This is a genomic window from Nocardioides sp. JCM 18999 (genome assembly GCF_055391175.1).
Map to the genome: position 1 here is coordinate 3855958 of NZ_AP043887.1, position 17398 is coordinate 3873355.

General features: G+C 69.8%; 15 protein-coding genes. 12 read left to right on the forward strand and 3 right to left on the reverse strand.

Going from position 1 to position 17398, the window contains the following annotated elements:
• The first annotated feature begins 62 nt into the window (after positions 1-62).
• Complete coding sequence (locus ACZ5J1_RS18950; RefSeq protein WP_464561366.1) at positions 63-236, forward strand: hypothetical protein; 174 nt, start codon at positions 63-65, stop codon at positions 234-236.
• A gap of 99 nt (positions 237-335) precedes the next feature.
• Here ACZ5J1_RS18950 and ACZ5J1_RS18955 read toward each other — a convergent pair whose 3' ends face one another.
• Positions 336-932, reverse strand: a complete 597-nt coding sequence (locus ACZ5J1_RS18955; protein ID WP_464561368.1) for a class E sortase — start codon at positions 930-932, stop codon at positions 336-338.
• 124 nt (positions 933-1056) lie between these two features.
• Here ACZ5J1_RS18955 and ACZ5J1_RS18960 point away from each other — a divergent pair, with 124 nt between their 5' ends.
• The 6 genes from ACZ5J1_RS18960 to ACZ5J1_RS18985 are packed head-to-tail and all read left to right on the forward strand — an operon-like array spanning position 1057 to position 9846.
• Positions 1057-2931, forward strand: coding sequence for a hypothetical protein (locus ACZ5J1_RS18960; RefSeq protein ID WP_464561370.1), 1875 nt, complete (start codon positions 1057-1059; stop codon positions 2929-2931).
• Between the two features lie 53 nt (positions 2932-2984).
• Positions 2985-4355 carry an ABC transporter substrate-binding protein gene (locus ACZ5J1_RS18965; protein ID WP_464561372.1) on the forward strand — a complete coding sequence of 457 codons (1371 nt, stop codon included), beginning with the start codon at positions 2985-2987 and terminating at the stop codon, positions 4353-4355.
• A complete protein-coding gene (locus tag ACZ5J1_RS18970) occupies positions 4345-5121 on the forward strand; it encodes an ABC transporter ATP-binding protein (protein WP_464561374.1) in 777 nt (258 codons plus the stop codon). The genes ACZ5J1_RS18965 and ACZ5J1_RS18970 overlap by 11 nt, the downstream gene beginning before the upstream one ends.
• Positions 5121-7970: an ABC transporter permease subunit gene (locus ACZ5J1_RS18975; protein WP_464561376.1), complete on the forward strand. Its 2850-nt coding sequence runs from the start codon at positions 5121-5123 to the stop codon at positions 7968-7970. The genes ACZ5J1_RS18970 and ACZ5J1_RS18975 overlap by 1 nt, the downstream gene beginning before the upstream one ends.
• A 26-nt stretch (positions 7971-7996) precedes the next feature.
• Positions 7997-8659 carry a neocarzinostatin apoprotein domain-containing protein gene (locus tag ACZ5J1_RS18980; protein WP_464561378.1) on the forward strand — a complete coding sequence of 221 codons (663 nt, stop codon included), beginning with the start codon at positions 7997-7999 and terminating at the stop codon, positions 8657-8659.
• Complete coding sequence (locus tag ACZ5J1_RS18985) at positions 8656-9846, forward strand: LPXTG cell wall anchor domain-containing protein (protein ID WP_464561380.1); 1191 nt, start codon at positions 8656-8658, stop codon at positions 9844-9846. Before ACZ5J1_RS18980 ends, ACZ5J1_RS18985 begins: the two co-directional genes overlap by 4 nt.
• Positions 9847-9925: 79 nt before the next feature.
• On the opposite strand, the gene ACZ5J1_RS18990 is transcribed toward ACZ5J1_RS18985, so the two are convergent.
• Both ACZ5J1_RS18990 and ACZ5J1_RS18995 read right to left on the reverse strand, forming a co-directional pair.
• Positions 9926-10762: an NAD-dependent epimerase/dehydratase family protein gene (locus ACZ5J1_RS18990; protein WP_464561382.1), complete on the reverse strand. Its 837-nt coding sequence runs from the start codon at positions 10760-10762 to the stop codon at positions 9926-9928.
• Positions 10759-11592: a hypothetical protein gene (locus ACZ5J1_RS18995; protein ID WP_464561384.1), complete on the reverse strand. Its 834-nt coding sequence runs from the start codon at positions 11590-11592 to the stop codon at positions 10759-10761. Before ACZ5J1_RS18995 ends, ACZ5J1_RS18990 begins: the two co-directional genes overlap by 4 nt.
• Before the next feature lie 58 nt (positions 11593-11650).
• Between ACZ5J1_RS18995 and ACZ5J1_RS19000 the strand changes: the two genes are divergently transcribed.
• From ACZ5J1_RS19000 to ACZ5J1_RS19020, 5 genes are all read left to right on the forward strand, one after another.
• Positions 11651-11959, forward strand: a complete 309-nt coding sequence (locus ACZ5J1_RS19000; protein WP_464561386.1) for a hypothetical protein — start codon at positions 11651-11653, stop codon at positions 11957-11959.
• Positions 11956-12615: an alpha/beta hydrolase gene (locus tag ACZ5J1_RS19005; protein ID WP_464561388.1), complete on the forward strand. Its 660-nt coding sequence runs from the start codon at positions 11956-11958 to the stop codon at positions 12613-12615. Before ACZ5J1_RS19000 ends, ACZ5J1_RS19005 begins: the two co-directional genes overlap by 4 nt.
• Positions 12616-12621: 6 nt before the next feature.
• Complete coding sequence (locus ACZ5J1_RS19010) at positions 12622-13464, forward strand: HpcH/HpaI aldolase/citrate lyase family protein (protein WP_464561390.1); 843 nt, start codon at positions 12622-12624, stop codon at positions 13462-13464.
• A 121-nt stretch (positions 13465-13585) separates the two neighbouring features.
• Entirely contained in the window at positions 13586-14869 is a 1284-nt protein-coding gene (locus ACZ5J1_RS19015) for a hypothetical protein (RefSeq protein ID WP_464561392.1), read from the forward strand.
• Between the two features lie 113 nt (positions 14870-14982).
• Positions 14983-17343, forward strand: a complete 2361-nt coding sequence (locus ACZ5J1_RS19020; protein ID WP_464561394.1) for a hypothetical protein — start codon at positions 14983-14985, stop codon at positions 17341-17343.
• Positions 17344-17398 lie beyond the last annotated feature (55 nt).

Here is a 17398-nt window from a genome sequence, read left to right on the forward strand (position 1 = left end):
CTACGTCACCTGTCGGCGTGGGGGGACCGTTTCCATGTGGCGGCCCCTTCTAGGCTCGCCTCATGTACGCCGCCCTGTGGCGCCTCCTGCCCGGCCCGGCTTGGCTCAAGGCCATCGAGCTCGTCGCACTGGTCGTCGTCGTACTCGCTGCCCTGATGATGTGGGTGTTCCCGGCGATCGAGCACTGGTTGAACGTGGATCAGTCGACTCCCGCCGCCCGCCGACTTGAGGGTTGATGCGGTCGACTTGAGGGTTCTGGGCCCAGACCGGCCATCTCGGCGGACCAGACGGGCCATCTCGGCAGCCCAGACGGGCCATCTCGACGAGAAGAGGGATCAGGCGGGGCGCTGGTCGACGAGCTGGGCGCCGACCACGAGACGCTCGGTCGATCCCCAGCGCGGGTTGCAGGTCACCAGGGTGAGGGTCGGCTGCGTGGCCGCCATGCCGGGGTGTCCGGCCACGGGGGCGAGGACCTCGGTGGCGGTCGGGGCGAGGATCCGGGTCCACGTCACTCGGTAGGTGAACCAGCCCTTCGGAGTCTCGACCTCGATCGGGTCGCCCTCCTTGAGCTTGTCGAGGTGGGCGAACGGCTCGCCGTGGGTGGCGCGGTGGCCGGCGACGGCGAAGTTCCCGATCTCTCCCGGCTGGGCGGTGCCGGGGAAGTGACCCGGACCGAGCGCCAGGTCCTCATTGCCGACACCCTCGACCACGACCCACTGCCACTTCTTCCCGAGCGCGGGGATGTGCAGGATCGCGACGCCGTCGCCCGCGCTGCCGTCACTGGTGGGCTTGGCCGCCTGGGAGGCGTGGAACTCCTGACGGAGGTCCTTCTGGGCGACCGTCGTGCGGTGGTCGGTCCACACCAGCAGGTAGACGACGAAGAGCAGCAGCACCACGCCGAGCGTGATCGCGATCTCGGCAACGATCCGCATTGCGGAACGTGTCGCCGAACCTGCTGCGCTTTTCATGGAGAAAATATATCATCGCTACATTCAGGTTTGTCATGCTGTGAACGAAGAAGGAGGCGGCGTGGTCACGAGGTCTATCCGACGGGCGGTGCCCGGGCGGACTGCCGCAGCCCTGCTGGTGCTGTCCACGACCGTCGTCGGGCTCGGAATCGGTGTGAACGCCTCGCCGTCAGCCGCGGCCGATCCTGTCACGCCGAGCGGCGGATGTTGGGCTTTTGAGCCGACGACCCCGATCGACGACGTCTCCACATCGCTCGAGCCGTGGACCAGCTCGCCCACCGGCGGTGTTCAGCTCGCCTCCTCCGGCGCTACCGCTGTGGGTGGCGAGCGTCGCGTGGACGTCACGATCACGGACGGACCGGTGCTCTCCGGTGCCGCCTTCACGGGCTCAGCCACGTTCGTCGTCTCGGTCGACGGCACGAACCTTCCGGCGTTCACCAAGGCCGACCTCACGGTGCCGGCCGGTCAGCCGGTCACCGCTTTGACGGCCGGGACCACCTTCCCGATCGACGCCGCCGGCGCGCACGACGTCAAGCTCGTCGGTGTCACGTTCGCGAACGCAGCCGGGACCCTGAGCGTGGCCTGCAACGGACAGGTGCTCGGCACCGCGACGCCGGGCAAGAACCCCGCCACCTGGCCCTTGCCGACTGATGTCACCACGACCTTCAATGCCGCCGCCACGTCCAAGGTCACGATCGACGACGTCACCAACCAGGCGGTCACCAACGCGGCCCGCCCGGCCGACGAGGTCACCATCGAGGTGACCGGCCTCATCTCCGGTGCCAGCGCCTCCATCCAGTTCTGTCCCAGTGCCACGGACTGCCTCGGCGTGGCCGGTCTGACCCTCGGCAAGAACGGCGGCGGCACGGCCACCTTCATGGTCCCCGCGCTCGCGCCCGGCAGCGGCACGCTGCGCGTCGTCGCCGGCACCGCGCAGGCGTCCACGCCCTTCACGGTCCTCGGCGTCCAGACGATGGCGGCGTCGGAGAAGCTCAACGCCGACTCCACCACGGTCACCTTCGCCGGCACCGGGTGGGACCCGACCCGCGACATCACGATCCAGGGCTTCGCCGGGACCTCGAGCTCCTCGGCCCGGACCGGTGACGGCGTGGTGACGGCCCGCGCCGACGCGACCGGCACGTTCAGCGCGAGCTACACGGTGAAGGACGCGGCGACGGTCTCCGTCATCGCCGACCAGGCCCGCACCACCAGCCACATCGGTTCGGTCTACGTCATCTCCGGCGTGATCGGGTCGGGTGCTCCCGCTGCTGGCCCCGAGACCGATTCCGGGACCGAGACCGACACCGGAACGACCGGTGGAGGCACGACGACCACGACCACTGGTGGTGTCACCACCACGACGCCGCCCGCGGCCATCCCGGTCCCGACCGCCCCCGTGGCGCCGGGCGAGGTCGCCACCGGCACCGGCCAGCTCGTGGTCTCCGACATCCGGCTCGACGGCCAGGACGACCTCGGCGTGCTCTTCGGTGGCGCACCGGCCCGGACGCTGCGCTTCGTCCTCACCAACACCGGCACCGCCACGGTCCCCGCGCCGATGGTGCGCGCTGCGGTCGGTCGGTCGGCCGACGTCGTGCCGCTCCCGATCACCACGGCGACCGGCTCGATCCCGCCCGGTGGCCAGGTCATCATGAGCGTCCCGGTGGAGCTTCCCCCGGCCGCGATCGGCACCTACAACGTCGTCGTCCAGGTCGGCGAGGACGAGGCCGGCTCCTTCGTCGTCCCGTGGTCGTCGTACCCGTGGGGTCTGCTCGCCCTCGACGCGATCGGTCTCGCCCTGCTGATCGTCGGTGTCGGCTACCGGGTGGCCTCGCGCAAGACGCCGGCGCCCCAGGTGGCGGCCACCCCGCTCGCCCCGGCTGACGCCGACGCGATCGTGGATCTGGAGGCCGCCGAGCGCTGGTGGGCGGGTCAGGGCGCGAAATCAGGCGCTCGAGCCTCCTGACACGCAAACTAGATATCGTATATTCTTACCGAATGATCGACGAGGGACGAGCTGTGCAAAGCAAGCGGAAGTGGTCGCGGGATCGCTCGGCGCTGGTGCGCCTGGGCGGGGTCGGCGCAGCGGTCGCGCTGGCCGTCGCCGGCTGCGGCACCTGGATGCCCGGCGGCAACACCGCCTCGGACCTCGGCACGGCGGGCCCCAACGGCCCCGGCGTCACGGCGGACACGGTCAAGGTCGACTTCGTCGCCGTCGACCTCGACGCGGTCAAGAAGCTGACCGGCTTCAACACCGCCTCGGTCGGCGACCAGAAGGCGCAGGTCAAGGCCCTCGAGACCTGGGTCAACGCCAACGGCGGGCTCAACGGCAAGAAGATGGAAGCGGTCTTTCGCCTCTACGACGCCCAGACCGACTCCCCGGCCGCCGAGGAGCAGCTCTGCAACCAGATCACCCAGGACGACAAGGCCTTCGCCGTCGTCATGACCGGGCAGTACCAGACCAACGCGCGGCCCTGCTACACCGACCGCAACACCCTGGTCCTGGACGCCTCGCTCTACGCGATGAGCCAGGACTACCTCGACGACCAGTCCCCGTACCTCTGGACGGCCAGCTTCCCGGAGTACCACGCGTTCGTCCGCTCCTTCATCAAGGTGCTCGGCGAGCAGGACTTCTTCAAGGGGGAGAAGAGCGTCGGCCTCGTCGCCGCCGACTCACCGCTTAACCGGGAGGCGATCGAGAAGCTCGCCGTCCCGCTGCTCAAGGACGCCGGCGTCACGCCGTCGGTCTCGTGGGTCGACACCACGGACACGGGCAGCCTCTTCGAGGGGCTCACCCAGGCGGCCGTCACGTTCCGCAGCAAGAGCGTGGACCGGGTGATGTTCCTCGGTGGCTCCCGACTGGCCAGCGTCTTCGCCAGCGTCGCGGCCACCCAGGACGGCTTCACCCCGCGCTATGCGATCTCCAGCTTCGACAACCCGACCTTCTTCGTGAACAACCCCGACACCATCCCCGCGGGGACGATGGACGGCATGGTCGGGATCGGCTTCCACCCGCCGCAGGACGTCCCGGACAGCGACTACAAGTTCCCCAGCAGCGACGCGGAGAAGGACTGCCTCAAGATCTACTCCGACGCGGGCATCACGTTCCCCTCGCGTGAGGCCGCCCGAGTGGCGCTGCCCTACTGCGACGCCACGCGTCTGCTCAAGCTCGGCGCCGACAACATGGCCGCCGACGGCACGTTCAACGCCGCCGGGTGGGCCGAGGCCGTCGACGCTCACGGCACCGAGTTCCAGACCGCTTCCGGCTTCGGCAACACGCTCGGCAACGGTGGCCGCGCGGCACCCGGCGCGTACCGCGTGCTCAAGTTCGACGAGGACAAGGGCCACTTCGTGTACGTCGGCCCCGAGGTGCCCCTCGATGACCAGTGACTTCGCGGCGCCTCTGGCGCGATCCAGCGCCGGGACCCCGGCCCTGTCGGTCGCGGGTATCCGCGCCTCCTACGGCCCGGTCCAGGTGCTCTTCGACGCCGGACTCCGGGTCGAGGAGGGTGAGAAGGTCGCGCTGCTGGGCCCCAACGGTGTCGGCAAGTCGACGCTGCTCAAGGTGATCGGCGGCCTGCTGCGTCCTGACGCGGGCACCGTCCACCTCGGTGACGTCGACGTCACCACGATGGCTCCCCGCAAGCGGGTCGGCCTCGGACTGTGCCAGGTCGTGGGTCAGGCGACCTTCCCGTCGCTGACCGTCGCCGAGAACATCGCGATGCACGCCTACGGCGCCCCGGACCGGCGCTGGGCCAAGCAGGCCAGCGAGGCGGCGCTCGAGGTCTTCCCGCGGCTGCACGCCCGGCGCGACCAGCCCGCCTCGAACCTGTCCGGTGGCGAGCGGCAGATGCTCGCGCTGGCCAAGGCGATCGTCGTGGACTCGCGGGTGCTGGTCATCGACGAGTTCTCGCTCGGCCTCGCGCCGGTCGTCGTCGGCGGCCTGATGGAGCTCGTCCGCCGGCTCAACGAGCGCGGCAGCGCCGTCCTGCTCGTCGAGCAGTCGGTCAACGTCGCCCTGTCCCTGGTCGACCGGGTCTACATGATGGAGAAGGGCGAGATCATCGCTGAGGAACGCGCCGATGTCCTGGCCGCCGACCCCGCTCGGGTCCAGGCCCTGATGCTCGGCGGCCACGCCCACGAGGTGAGTGCGTGATGGGCGGCTTCGACTTCGGTCTCGACCGGCTCGTCATCGGTCTCTTCACCGGCCTGACCTACGGCATGCTCGCAGTCGGTCTGGTGCTGGTCTACCGCTCCAGCCGGTTCGTGAACTTCGCCCACGGCTCCGTCGGCGCCTTCGGCGCCTCGATGCTCGCCCTGTTCGTGGGGGACTGGGGGGCGCCGTACTGGGTCTCCTTCGTCGTCGCGATCGTGGTGGCGGGCCTGCTGTCGGGCTTCATCGAGATCCTCGTGGTCCGACGCCTCGAGGGCCGACCGAGCATGGTCGGCATGATCGCCACGCTGGGTCTGTCCCAGCTGATCCTGGTGATGGCCCTGCTGATCAACACCGACGGTGTCAGCGGCTTCACGTTCCCCAAGCCCACCGGCCTGCCGACCTTCGAGATCCAGTCGCTGCCGATCGGCACGCCGTACGTCGCCATGCTGATCCTCGGCCCGGTCGTCCTGGCCGTGCTCGGCTGGTTCCTGCGCCACCACCGGATGGGGATCGCCATCCGCGCTGCGGCGGACGACCCGGACGTCGCCGCGCTCGAGGGCATCCCGGCCCGCTGGATGGCCACGCTGGCGTGGACCATCGCCGGTGGCATCGCCGCGTTCTCGGCGATCCTGGTCACCCCGACCACGGCCGGAGCCGGCATGGAGGGCCTTGGGCCGAGCCTGCTGCTCAAGGGTCTCGCCGGTGCGGTGATCGCCCGGATGACCTCGATCCCGATCGCCATCGCCGCCTCGCTCGGCCTCGGCGTGATCGAGCAGATCCTGCTCTCCAACCCCGACACCGCCGACCTGGTCACCGTCGTGATCGCGCTGATCATCGTCGTCGCCCTCCTGCGCCAGCCGAGCCTCGGCCGCGCCGGCCAGGACAAGGGCCGCTGGCGTCGCGTGGTGCTGCCGCCGCTGCCGAAGGCCTACCAGTCGGTGCGCAGCATCGTCTGGCTGCCGCGAGTCAGCGTCGCGGTCGGTGTCGTGGTCGCCTTCGGGCTGGCCTGGGTGGTCAGCAACGACACGGCGTCCGTGCTCACCCAGGTGGCCGGCTACACCCTCGTCGGCCTGAGTGTCGGCCTGCTCACCGGTCTGTCCGGCCAGCTGTCGCTGGGTCAGTTCGCCTACGCGGGGATCGCGGCTGCTGCCTCGATCCACGTCACCGAGGCGACCGGCAGCTTCCTGCTCGGCATGCTCTGCGGCATCGTCTCGGGCGCGATCGCCTCGGCGCTGGTCGGCATCCCCGCGATGCGGCTCAAGGGACTCGCGCTCGCCGTCTCGACCCTCGCGTTCGCGTTGGCGACGTCGACCTGGCTGTTGCGCCAGGAGCTCTTCCTCGGCGACGGCGTCTCCCCGGCGAAGCCGACCTGGTGGAACTACCCGCTCACCTATGCGGTCGACTACTACCTGTTCGCGATCCTCGCCCTCTGCATCGGCGTGTGGATCACGAACAACCTGCGGCACGGCGGTTTCGGTCGCATCCTGCAGGCGTTGCGTGACAACGAGCACGCCGCCCGGGCGCTCACCGTCCCCAACCGGCTCCGCTTCATGCAGCTCTACGCCATCTCCGGAGCCCTGGCGGGCCTCGGCGGCATCGTGATCGGCCACGGCCAGTCCCAGCTCACCGTGAACTCGTTCCCGGCCGAGGCCAGCATCGACGTCGTCGCGCTCACCGTTATCGGTGGTCTGACCGTCACGCTCGGCCCGCTCGTCGGTGCTCTGCTGATCGTCGGCCTGCCCGCCCTGACTGGGATGAGCACCGTCGGCCAGGCGGTGCTCGCGGTCTCCTGGCTGCTCATCGTGATCTTCCTCCCGGACGGCATCGGTGGTGTCCTCATCGGCGGCCGGGACCGGGTCTACGACTGGCTCGCCCGTCGTGCCGGGCTCGACCCGCTCCGCGAGCGTCACGGCGTCGGGGGAGGGGCCGAGGGCACGTCCCCGCTGCGGTCGCGTCCCCAGCTGGACCGGTTGGACGCCGCTGCTCCGGTCGCGCCGGGCTACGGCCCGATCCTGACGGTCGAGGGTGTCGGTCGCCGGTTCGGCGGCGTCGTCGCCGTGGACCAGGTCAGCTTCGAGGTCGCGCCGGGGGAGATCCTCGGGGTGATCGGCCCGAACGGTGCCGGCAAGACCACCTGCTTCGAGATCGTCGCCGGCTTCACCAAGCCCGACCAGGGTCGGATCATCTTCGACGGCATCGATGTCACGGCAGCCACGCCGGAGGAGCGTGCCCGCGAGGGTCTCGTCCGGTCCTTCCAGGACGCGGCGCTGTTCCCGACGCTGACGGTGCACGAGACCGTGATGGTCGCGCTGGAGTCGGTCGAGCCGACCCAGCTGTGGACCTCGGCGCTCGGCGTCCGCTCCGCCGAGCGGGACAAGGCCGCTGCTGCCGACCTGATCCTCGAGCAGATGCGGCTGACCAGCTACGCGCGTCACGCCGTCGGTGAGCTCTCCACGGGCACGCGCCGCGTCGTCGAGATCGCCTGCATGCTCGCGCTCAAGCCGCGGGTGCTGCTGCTCGACGAGCCGTCGGCCGGTATCGCCCAGAGCGAGTCCGACGCCCTCGGCGACCTGCTGCTCGCGATCCGGGAGGAGCTCGGCACCACCATGGTGATCATCGAGCACGACCTCCCGCTGCTGTCACGGCTGTGCGACCGGATGGTCGCGATGAACCTCGGCCGGGTGATCGCCAGTGGCACCCCGGACGCGGTCCGGACCGACCCCGCTGTCGTGACGTCGTACCTCGGCGCCGACCAGGCCGCGATCCACCGTTCCGGGGTCCACCTCGCCGCTGAGGTCGGACCCGATGACCAGACCCGCACCGAGATCGAGCCGGTGCCGACCCGATGATGTTCCTGAACACGGAGGAGATTGACGTGACTCGTCGACGCCCACGCACGATCCGGCGGCTGCTGGCAGGGGTGGCAGCGTTCGCGCTGGTGCTGCTGACCGCTGCGCCGAGCTTCGCTGCGCCGACGCTGACCGTCAGCGCGACCGACAACCTGACCGACGGCCAGACCCTGACGATCTCCGGGGGCGGCTTCGACGCCAACCTCGCGAGCATCGCGATCGGTCAGTGCATCAAGGGCTACACCGGTCCGGCGGACTGCAACACCAGCGGTGGTGCGACGTTCAAGAACGCCGACGCCTCGGGCAACGTCGCCTCCTTCACCATCGTGGTCAAGGAGAAGTTCGGCAGCCACGACTGCACCAAGGAGCCGTGCGTCATCGCCGGCGCCCCGCTCCCGACCGGCAACACCCCGGAGAAGGTGAAGGCGAACACGTACGTCGTCGACATCTACTTCGGCAAGCCGGCGCCCGCCCCGGCGGCGCCCACGACGTCGGCCGCGCCCGCTGCGCCGGTGGCGACCTCCGCCGCCACCACCACGGCCGTGACCGTGTCCGGCCCCGTCACCGCGTCGGGCTCCAACGGCGCGGTCGGATTCCTGCTCCTCGGTGCCGGTGCCCTGATCGCCGGTGGCGTCGGGATCATGCTGATGATGCAGCCGCGTCGCGGACGCAACGGGAGCGCGGCGTGACCCGGCTGCGCTCCGCCTTGACGGCGGCGGGGATCGTTGTCGCCAGCCTGGTCCCGTTCGCGCCGAGCGCGTCGGCTGCGACCGGCGACCTGGCGAAAGAGGTGACCTTCACCTGCCTGGTCCCGGTCACTGAGAACACTCCTTCCTACACCTGGAATCCGACGGTCACTCTGTCGGCGGTGCGTCCTGCCGGTACCAACCTCGTGACGGTCACGGCCCACACCACCGAGATGGAGCCGGTCTCGCCGGTCGCCCTCAACTACAACGTCACCAACCAGCTGAAGCTGACGGCGGACGGGGGTGCCGTCACGCTGGCAGGTTCAGGACGCGCTGTGGCACCCCCCAACTCGGAATTCATGCTGCCCGACACCACCGGGACCTTCACTTCGACGGCACCCGAGGTCGCTGTGGCTATCACGGGGTACACGTTCAAGCTCTCCGGTCTGACGGGCACGTGCACGCCGACCGCTGGCGCAGCGATGGGGAACCTGACCATCGTCACCGGTACGCCGCCTCCGCCGCCCGTCACCCCGACCACCATCACGTCGGCCACCGCGAAGCCGGGCTCCGGCACCTCGGCGAGCGCGACGCCCACTGCGGACGCGACCGGTGAGCCCGCTCAGGGCAAGGCCGCCTACGCCTGTGTCCTGCACCCGCTCGGGAGCGCCTTCACCTACAACCCGACGATCACGGTCGCCGGGTACCGCTCCAGCCCCTCGGCGGACGTCTCGCTCTCGGCGACGATGACGAACCTCCCCGGGATCGCCCCTGTGGTGATCGACGGCACGATGAACGTCACCCTCGGGCTGACGGTCGGCGGCAAGAAGACCACTCTGGCGGGGACGACCCAGGCCAAGGCCGACCCGAAGCAGGCGGTCCCGGTTCCCACCCTGACCGGCACGGTCGCGGCCGCTGGCGACGAGCTCGCCGTCCTCGTCCGGACCTTCACCTTCAACTTCCCGGACATGAGCATCGACGCCAGCTGCACGGCCAAGTCGGTTTCGATCGGCACCCTCACGGTCGGGACCGAGGCAGCCAGCGGCTCCGGCTCCGGCTCCGGCACCGGGTCTGGCACGCTGCCCGCAACCGGCGCGACCAACGTGGGTGTCGTGCTTGTATGGGGCTTCGGCCTGATCGCGATGGGCGGAGCCGGCATCGTCCTGCTGCGCCGTCGCGCCACGGTCTGAGGTCGACGGACCTCCCAGCTCCACCAACACCAGAGCCGCTCCGATCCGGAAGGATCAGAGCGGCTCTGGTGGTTCTGCGTCAGAACGAACGGCTGGGCGTGAAGCCGGTCGCCTGAAGAGCGGCGATGGAGATCGGCGCCGACGGGGCGGCGATCTCGTCGCGGTACTCGAGCGGCGGCAGACCCTGCTGGGCGCTGATCGAGTCGAACAGGTCCGCGTTGCGCGGACCGACCTCGGCATGGGTCAGGTTGTAGACCCCGCTCAGCTCGGCATCGAGCGCGTGCAGGATCGCGTCGGCCGCGTCCTCCACGTGCAACCGGTAGAGCAGCGCGTCAGCCGAGAACGGCACGGAGCCGTTCAGGTACTGGTGCGCCATCGCGACCTTCTGCTCGATCGGCGGGTCACCGGCACCGAAGATGTCACCGCAGCGGAAGACCACCGCACGATCCCCGGCGCCGGCGTAGGTCCGCTCCATCGCCAGGAAGTTGCTCGGGCTCGGGTCGGCCGACGCGGTGACCGGCGAGGACTCGTCGATCAGGGCGAGGTGGTTGGCGGCGTCGCCGTAGACCGACAGCGACGAGAGCGCGACCAGGCGGGTGCTGGGCGACGTCGTCGCGACGACGTTCTCCGCCGTCTTGACCAGCACGTCGTGGTACGTCGCCGCGCGACCCTCGGGGGTCATCGAGGTCTGGGCCGACGGCCCGGCGGTGATCACGACGGCGTCGACCCCGGCGACGGCGGCAGCCACCGCATCGGCGTCAGAGCCGCGCACCACCAGGGCCGAGCCGAACCGCTCGGTCAGGGTGGCGACCTTCTCTGCGCTGGTCGCGGTCACGGTGACGTCGTCGCCGCGCTCGATCAGCCGCTCGGCGACGGCGGAGCCGACCAGTCCGGCACCGATCACCAGGACCTTCACGCGACGCCACCCTTGCGCAGGGCCTCGATCTGGTCGAGACCGGCGCGGGTGGCGACCAGCTCGTTGACCCGCTGCTCACCGAGGAACTTCTTCGACAGCTCGTTCATCGGGTCCTGGGTGTAGCCGTAGGTGCGCACCAGGTGGTCGCGCTCGCGCAGCGCGGCACGCTCCTCGACCGGGACCGGCTGGGCGTCGCGGACCCACTGCAGCCACGTGTCGACCCGGTCGCGCACGGCCTCGCGCAGGATCTCGACGGCCTCGGCGTCGGGGCAGGTCGCCATGTAGGAGTTGGCGATGGGGGAGTTGAAGGCCCGCATGTAGGTGCCGTGGCTGACGGACCAGATGAACCGGTCGTCACCGCGGAGCTCGAGCCACTTGGCGTTCTCCGGGTCGAAGTACTTGTTCAGGTAGTCGATGTCGACCATCGGGTCGCGCCGCGGCACGACGTCGGAGAAGTGGAAGATGTTCGGCACGGTGCCGAAGACCAGGACGAGGTGCGGCACGTCGATGTGCGGGCCGAGCCAGACCTGGAGGTTCATGTCGAGGATGGAGGCCTTGCGGTTGCCGATCCAGGAGTGCACCAGCCACTCGACGCCGTTGTCCGGGTCGCCGGTGTACGGGTTGAGGGAGCCCTCGTAGTTGCCGTCCTCCGACGTCCAGTACTCCAGCCCGGCACCGGAGTGGTAGGGCGTCACGTCGAGCTCGGCGGTGATCTTGTCCTTGGCCTCGCTGAGGATCCCCCACAGGGCGGCCCAGAGCTCGGAGCGGTCGACGTTCGGTTCGTCAGCCAGGAACTCGTGGATGGTCTTCGTCTGAACGCTATTCGTCATGTGATGAGCCTAACGATATATGATCTATTCTGACAGGAGGTTCGTGATGATCGTCGTTGTGAGTCAAGCGTGGACCAAGCAGACCGAGGAAGACGCCCAGGCCTACATCAGGCTGAACGAGGAGTTCGGTCGCTTCTTCCGCTCCCACCCGGGATTCCGAGGCCGGCGCCTGGTGCGTGGTCAGGAGAACCCGTGGCACTTCACCCACCTGAGGTTCTTCGACACCGTCGAGAACTACGAGGAGTGCACGAAGGCCGAGGGGTACGTCGAGCACACCGTGTTGATGTACGAGCACCTCGAGCCCTACGACTCCTACCCGCGTGAGTACCTCGACGTCGTGATCGACGAGCCGGGCAACGCACCGTGACCACCTTCGTGCTGCTGCACGGGGCCTTCCGTGGCGGCTGGGCCTGGCGCCGCCTGCGGCCCTTCCTGACCGCGGCCGGGCACGACGTCTACGCCCCGACCCTGGCCGAGGACGCCGTGGGACTGGACGTCTGGGTGGACGAGGTGGTCCGACTCCTCGAGGTCGAGGATCTCGACGACGTCGTCCTGGTCGGGCACAGCCAAGCCGGGGTGGTGGCGCACGAGGTCGCCCGGGTGGCGGCCGAGCGGGTCCGCGCCGTCGTCTATCTCGACGCCGCGGTGCCGCAGCCGGGCGAGCGTGCCGTCGACATCGCCGCGACCCCGCCGCCCGAGACGATGCTGCCGCCGCGCAGCGCGATGATCCCGTCGCGCCCGCTCGAGGTCGGTGGCGACATCGACGCGGCCATGGCGGCCTGGGTGAATGCGCGGCTGGCGCCGACGCCGTTCGCGCCCTCGCTCGACCGGGCGGGCGAGGCCCCGATCGCGCCGGCGAGCTACGCCTTCTTCTCGGACACACCACCGACCTATCCGTGCGGGACGACGCGTTCCCGCCTGGACGCGGCGGCGACGCCGTACGTCGTCCTCGACGGCGGCCACGACGCGCCGCTCACTCGGCCCGCTACCGTGGCCGCGTTCCTGCTCAGCCTGGAGGGGTAACACCAGATGTTGGCTAAGAACCTGCTCGCGCGCTCCGCGCTCTACGTCCCCGGGGATGCCGAGGACAAGCTGTTCCGCGTCCTGGATCGAGGCGCCGACGAGGTCATCGTCGACCTCGAGGACGCGATCACCGCGGCGAACAAGGACCGGGCTCGCGAGATCACTCGCACCTGGGTGCACGACCTCCCCGAGCTCGCCAACGTCGGCGTCTGGGTGCGGATCAACGCTGGAGCGCTGCGCGAGGCCGATGTCCGTGCCGTCGCCGGCGCACCGGCCCTGAGCGGCTTCCTCGTCGCGAAGACCGAGTCGGCCGGCGAGCTGGTCGAGCTCGACCGGTTGCTCTCCTCGCTCGGCTCGGCCGCCAAGCTCATCCCGCTCCTGGAGAGTGCCGGCGCCGTGATGCGAGCCGGCGAGATCGCTGTCGCGCCGCGGGTGCAGCGGCTTCAGGTGGGCGAGGCCGACCTCAAGGCGGACCTCGGCATCCGGACCGGACCCGACGAGCGCGAGCTGCTCTTCGCCCGCTCCCAGGTCGTGTTCGCCTCGGCTGCGGCCGGCATCGCGCCGCCGATGGCGTCGGTCTCCACCGAGTTCCGCGATCTCGACGCCCTCAAGGTGTCCACGGAGGGGCTCGCCCGGCTCGGCTTCGTCGGCCGGGCCTGCATCCACCCCGCCCAGGTCGCGGTGGTGAACGAGGTCTTCACGCCGTCCGTCGAGGAGGTCGTCGAGGCCTTCGCGGTCTTGGACGCTCTGACCGGTGCGGGGTCCGGCGTCGCGGTCGACCCCTCCGGCCGGATGATCGACGAGGCCGTCGCGCGTCAGGCGCGACTAGTCATCGCGCGCTCCCGCTGAGTAGCCGATCGGTCATTTAACGCAGTTGTTTCACCGATTGGGTGGCGCGCAACTGGATATCGTATATTCTCGAAGTGAGACCTAGGCCACACTGATGGTGCGTGGCCGCCGAGGAGGAAAAATGAAGTTCCGTTCGACCAAGCGCAGCGGTGCCGCGCTGGCATCCACGGCCCTGGTGGCCAGCGCCCTCTCTGTCCCGATGCTCTTCGCGGCTCCCGCCCAGGCGGCTCCCACGACGACGGTGGAAGACGCGTCGTTCAGCTGTGTCTACGGCGACTTCACCCTGGACTGGGTGACCGACATCGACTTCGACGCGACGTGGGCGACGGCTGGCGGCCGAGCGCAGATCACCGCGACCCTGAAGGACGACATGATGGCCGGCGGCCCTAGCGCGTCCTCGGCGTCGACGCTCACGGTCTCGCGCACCACCCCGGCTGGCACCAAGACCGGCACGATGACCGGCACCAACCCGAACGGCAAGGTCGGCCCCACGGTCAAGGCCCCCCAGGTCACGGGCACCCCCCTCGCGATCTCGGGTGAATCGGTGACGTTCAACGTCACGAAGCTGGACGTCGCGTTCGGTACGAACGGCGCGTTCGGCACGATGGCCTGCACGCCGAAGGCTGCGATCACGGTGACGGACCTTGCTGTCAGCCTCCCCGAAGCCGCCGCCGGCACGGCGCAGCTGCTGTGCGAGACCCTCGGAACGACCTTCTACTACCCCGCGACCGTGTCGACCACGGCGACGCGGGCCAAGGGTGCGACCAGCACCAGCGTCTCCGTCGCCCTCGGGGAGATGCCTGGCCTCACCCCGTTCATCCTGCCTGACGTGCAGGTCACTTCGAACCTGGACCTCGCTGTTGGCGAGACGCCGTTCGAGGCGATTGGCACCTCTGGAACGGCTGACCTCCCGGGCGGTGCCGCCGTCCCGATCCCGGTGGCGCGAGGCACTGTCGCGTCGGTCGCATCGCCGTTCGATGTTCGGCTGGTTGACGCTGACTTCGTGGCCACCTCCGAGGGCGACGTGGAAGGTGCTACCCACATCGCCTGCGATCTCAAGGGTACGTTCACCGCCTCCGGTGTTGCGGTCACCCTGACCGACTCCGCGGCCTGCATCTCGGCCAAGGGCAAGGTTGCTCCGGCCACCGCCGCGGTGAAGAACGCCAACGCGAAGATCGCTCCGGACAACGCCGCGGTCACCAAGGCCAAGGCTGCGGTCACCAAGGCGCAGAAGGCCGTGAAGAAGGCCAAGGGCAAGAAGAAGACGGCCGCCAAGAAGAAGCTCAAGGCCGCTCAGAAGGCTCTTGCTGCCGCCAACGCGAAGCTGGCCGGCGACAAGAACGCCGCCGGCAAGGCTGCCTCGGCTCTGGCTGCCGCCAACAACGCGGTCAAGGCCAACTGCTGATCACCTGAAAAACAAGCACAGCGCCCCGGTCCTCGGTGAGGACCGGGGCGTGGTGCATTTCGGGCTCGCGGTGCCGTGTCCAGAATATGATATATCCGAGATGATGCGTGTCCGTGGGCGCCGTCGCTCGTTGGAACACCATGGATCGAGCGAGGATCTCCAGTCTGATCGCCAGCGTCGTGACGCTGGGCGTGGTCGCCGTCGCGGTGCCGGTCGCAGTTGCGAGCGCATCCCCCTCCGAGCCCTTGTCGAGCGGCGCGAGCGTCAGCTTCGACTGCTCCTACGGGCTGGGGCAGTTCGACTACACGACGAAGGTCGACCTCACCGCCACCCGCGCCGGTTCGAGCATCTCGCTCGCAGCCGAGCTCGCGGACCTGCCGGCGATGCCGCCCGCGCTGGTGACCCTCCCGCTCGACACGATCACGGGAACGATGAGCACCTCGATCGACGGGAAGGTGGTCGCCCTCACCGGGAGCGAGCCCGCCGAGCTCACGCTCTTCTCGCCGGTGCCGGTCCCGACGATGACGGCCTCCGTCCCGAGCAGCGCCACCCGGCTCGCGGTCACCGTCAGCTCCTTCAAGCTGACGGTCAACGGACTCCCGACCACCTGCACGCCGAAGCAGGCGACGGAGTTCCGGGTCCTGGTGCCGACGGAGCCGACCCGGATGGCCCCGGTCACCTATGCCTGCCTGTTCGGCTCCTCGCCGTTCAACTACACCACCGGCGCATCGATCAGCGCCCTGCGCTCGGCCGCCGGGGTCAAGGTCAGCGTCCAGCTCGACGACATGCCGGGTGTGGCCCCAGTCGCGCTCAACAACGTCCAGATCGACGCCTCGCTGGCGACGACCGTCGGCGGCACGGCCACGGCGCTGACCGGGACGCGACGGGTCACGGCCGCCGCCAAGGCGCCGATCCCGATGCCGGCTGTCACGGCGGTGGCGCCGACGGACGCGACCACGCTGGCGCTGGTTCTCGGCAAGTTCTCCGTGGCCCTGCCCGCCTACGGGATGTCCATCGAGTGCACGCTGCCGACGCCGGCCCAGGTCAACGTCCCGGTCTTCACCGGCGAGGCGGATCCGACTCCGACCCCCACCACCTCGCCCACGCCCACCACGTCGCCGACTCCGACGACGTCCCCGACGCCCACCACGTCCCCGACCACGGAGCCGACGCCGACCGGCGAGCCGACCCGGATGGCGACGGTGACCTACTCCTGCATGTTCAACACCACGCGGTTCGACTACCCGACCGGCGCCGACATCACCGCCGTGCGTGCGGCCTCGGGAGTCACGCTGAGGGCGCAGCTCGACGACATGCCGGGCGTGGCGCCCGTGACACTCAAGGACGTCCAGATGAACGCCTCGCTGGCGACCACGGTCGGGGGCACCGCCGCGACCCTCACCGGCTCCAAGAAGGTGACCGCGGCGGCGAAGGCGCCGATCCCGATGCCCCCCGTCTCGGGGATCGTCAGCACGAGCGACACCTCCGTCGATCTCGCCGTGGGCAACTTCTCCGTCGAGATGCCGGACTACGGGATCTCGATCGCGTGCACCCTGCCTTCTCCGGCCCACGTCACCGTCCCGGTCCAGACCGGAACGACCCCGACGCCCACCACGTCCCCGACGACGAGCACGTCGCCCACCACGAGCACGTCCCCGACCACGAGCACGTCCCCGACGACCAGCACGTCGCCCACCACGGGCCCGACGCCCACCGGTGAGCCGACCCAGATGACGCCGGTGGTCTACTCCTGCCTGTTCGGGGAGAACCAGTTCGACTACCCGACGGGCGGCGCGATCACGGCCGTGCGCTCGGCTGCCGGAGTCACGGTGACGGTCCAGCTCGACGACCTGCCGGGCAAGGCGCCGGTCGCGCTGAAGAACGTCGTGGTGAACGCCACCCTGGCCGCGAAGGCCGATGGCGCGGACACGGCCCTGACCGGTACTCACCGGGTCACCGCGGGGGCGAGCACGCCGATCCCGATGCCACCGGTCTCGAAGGTCCTGGCCGATGCAGGTTCGACCCTGGCCCTCAGTCTCGGGAACTTCACGGTCGACCTGCCCGCCTACGACATCACGATCGCGTGCACCCTGCCGGCCCCGGCTCAGGTCAGCGTCCCGGTCTGGAGCCCGCCGGTCCAACCGACCACCACGGCCACGGTGACGGCGACCGTCACGGCGACCGTGACGACCACGGTCACCACCACGAAGCCGGCCCCCAGCCCGGTGCGGACCAAGATGACGCCGGCCCAGCACCGGGTGCTCAAGGCGTGGTCGCAGCTCCGCGCCGCGGAGGCCAAGGTCGCCGCCATCAAGGCGACGATCAGGACCGTTCGGAAGAGCGACCTGGCTCCGTCGGACCGGGCCGCCGTCATCAAGGCCCTGCACCACCGGCTCGCGAAGGCCAAGAAGGTGGTGCGGTCCAAGAAGGCAGCCCTCGCCGAGGCCAAGAAGCAGGCGAAGCGCGCGAGCTGATCACGCTCCACCAACGACAGTGCCCCGGCCCTCCGAAGAGGACCGGGGCACCGTC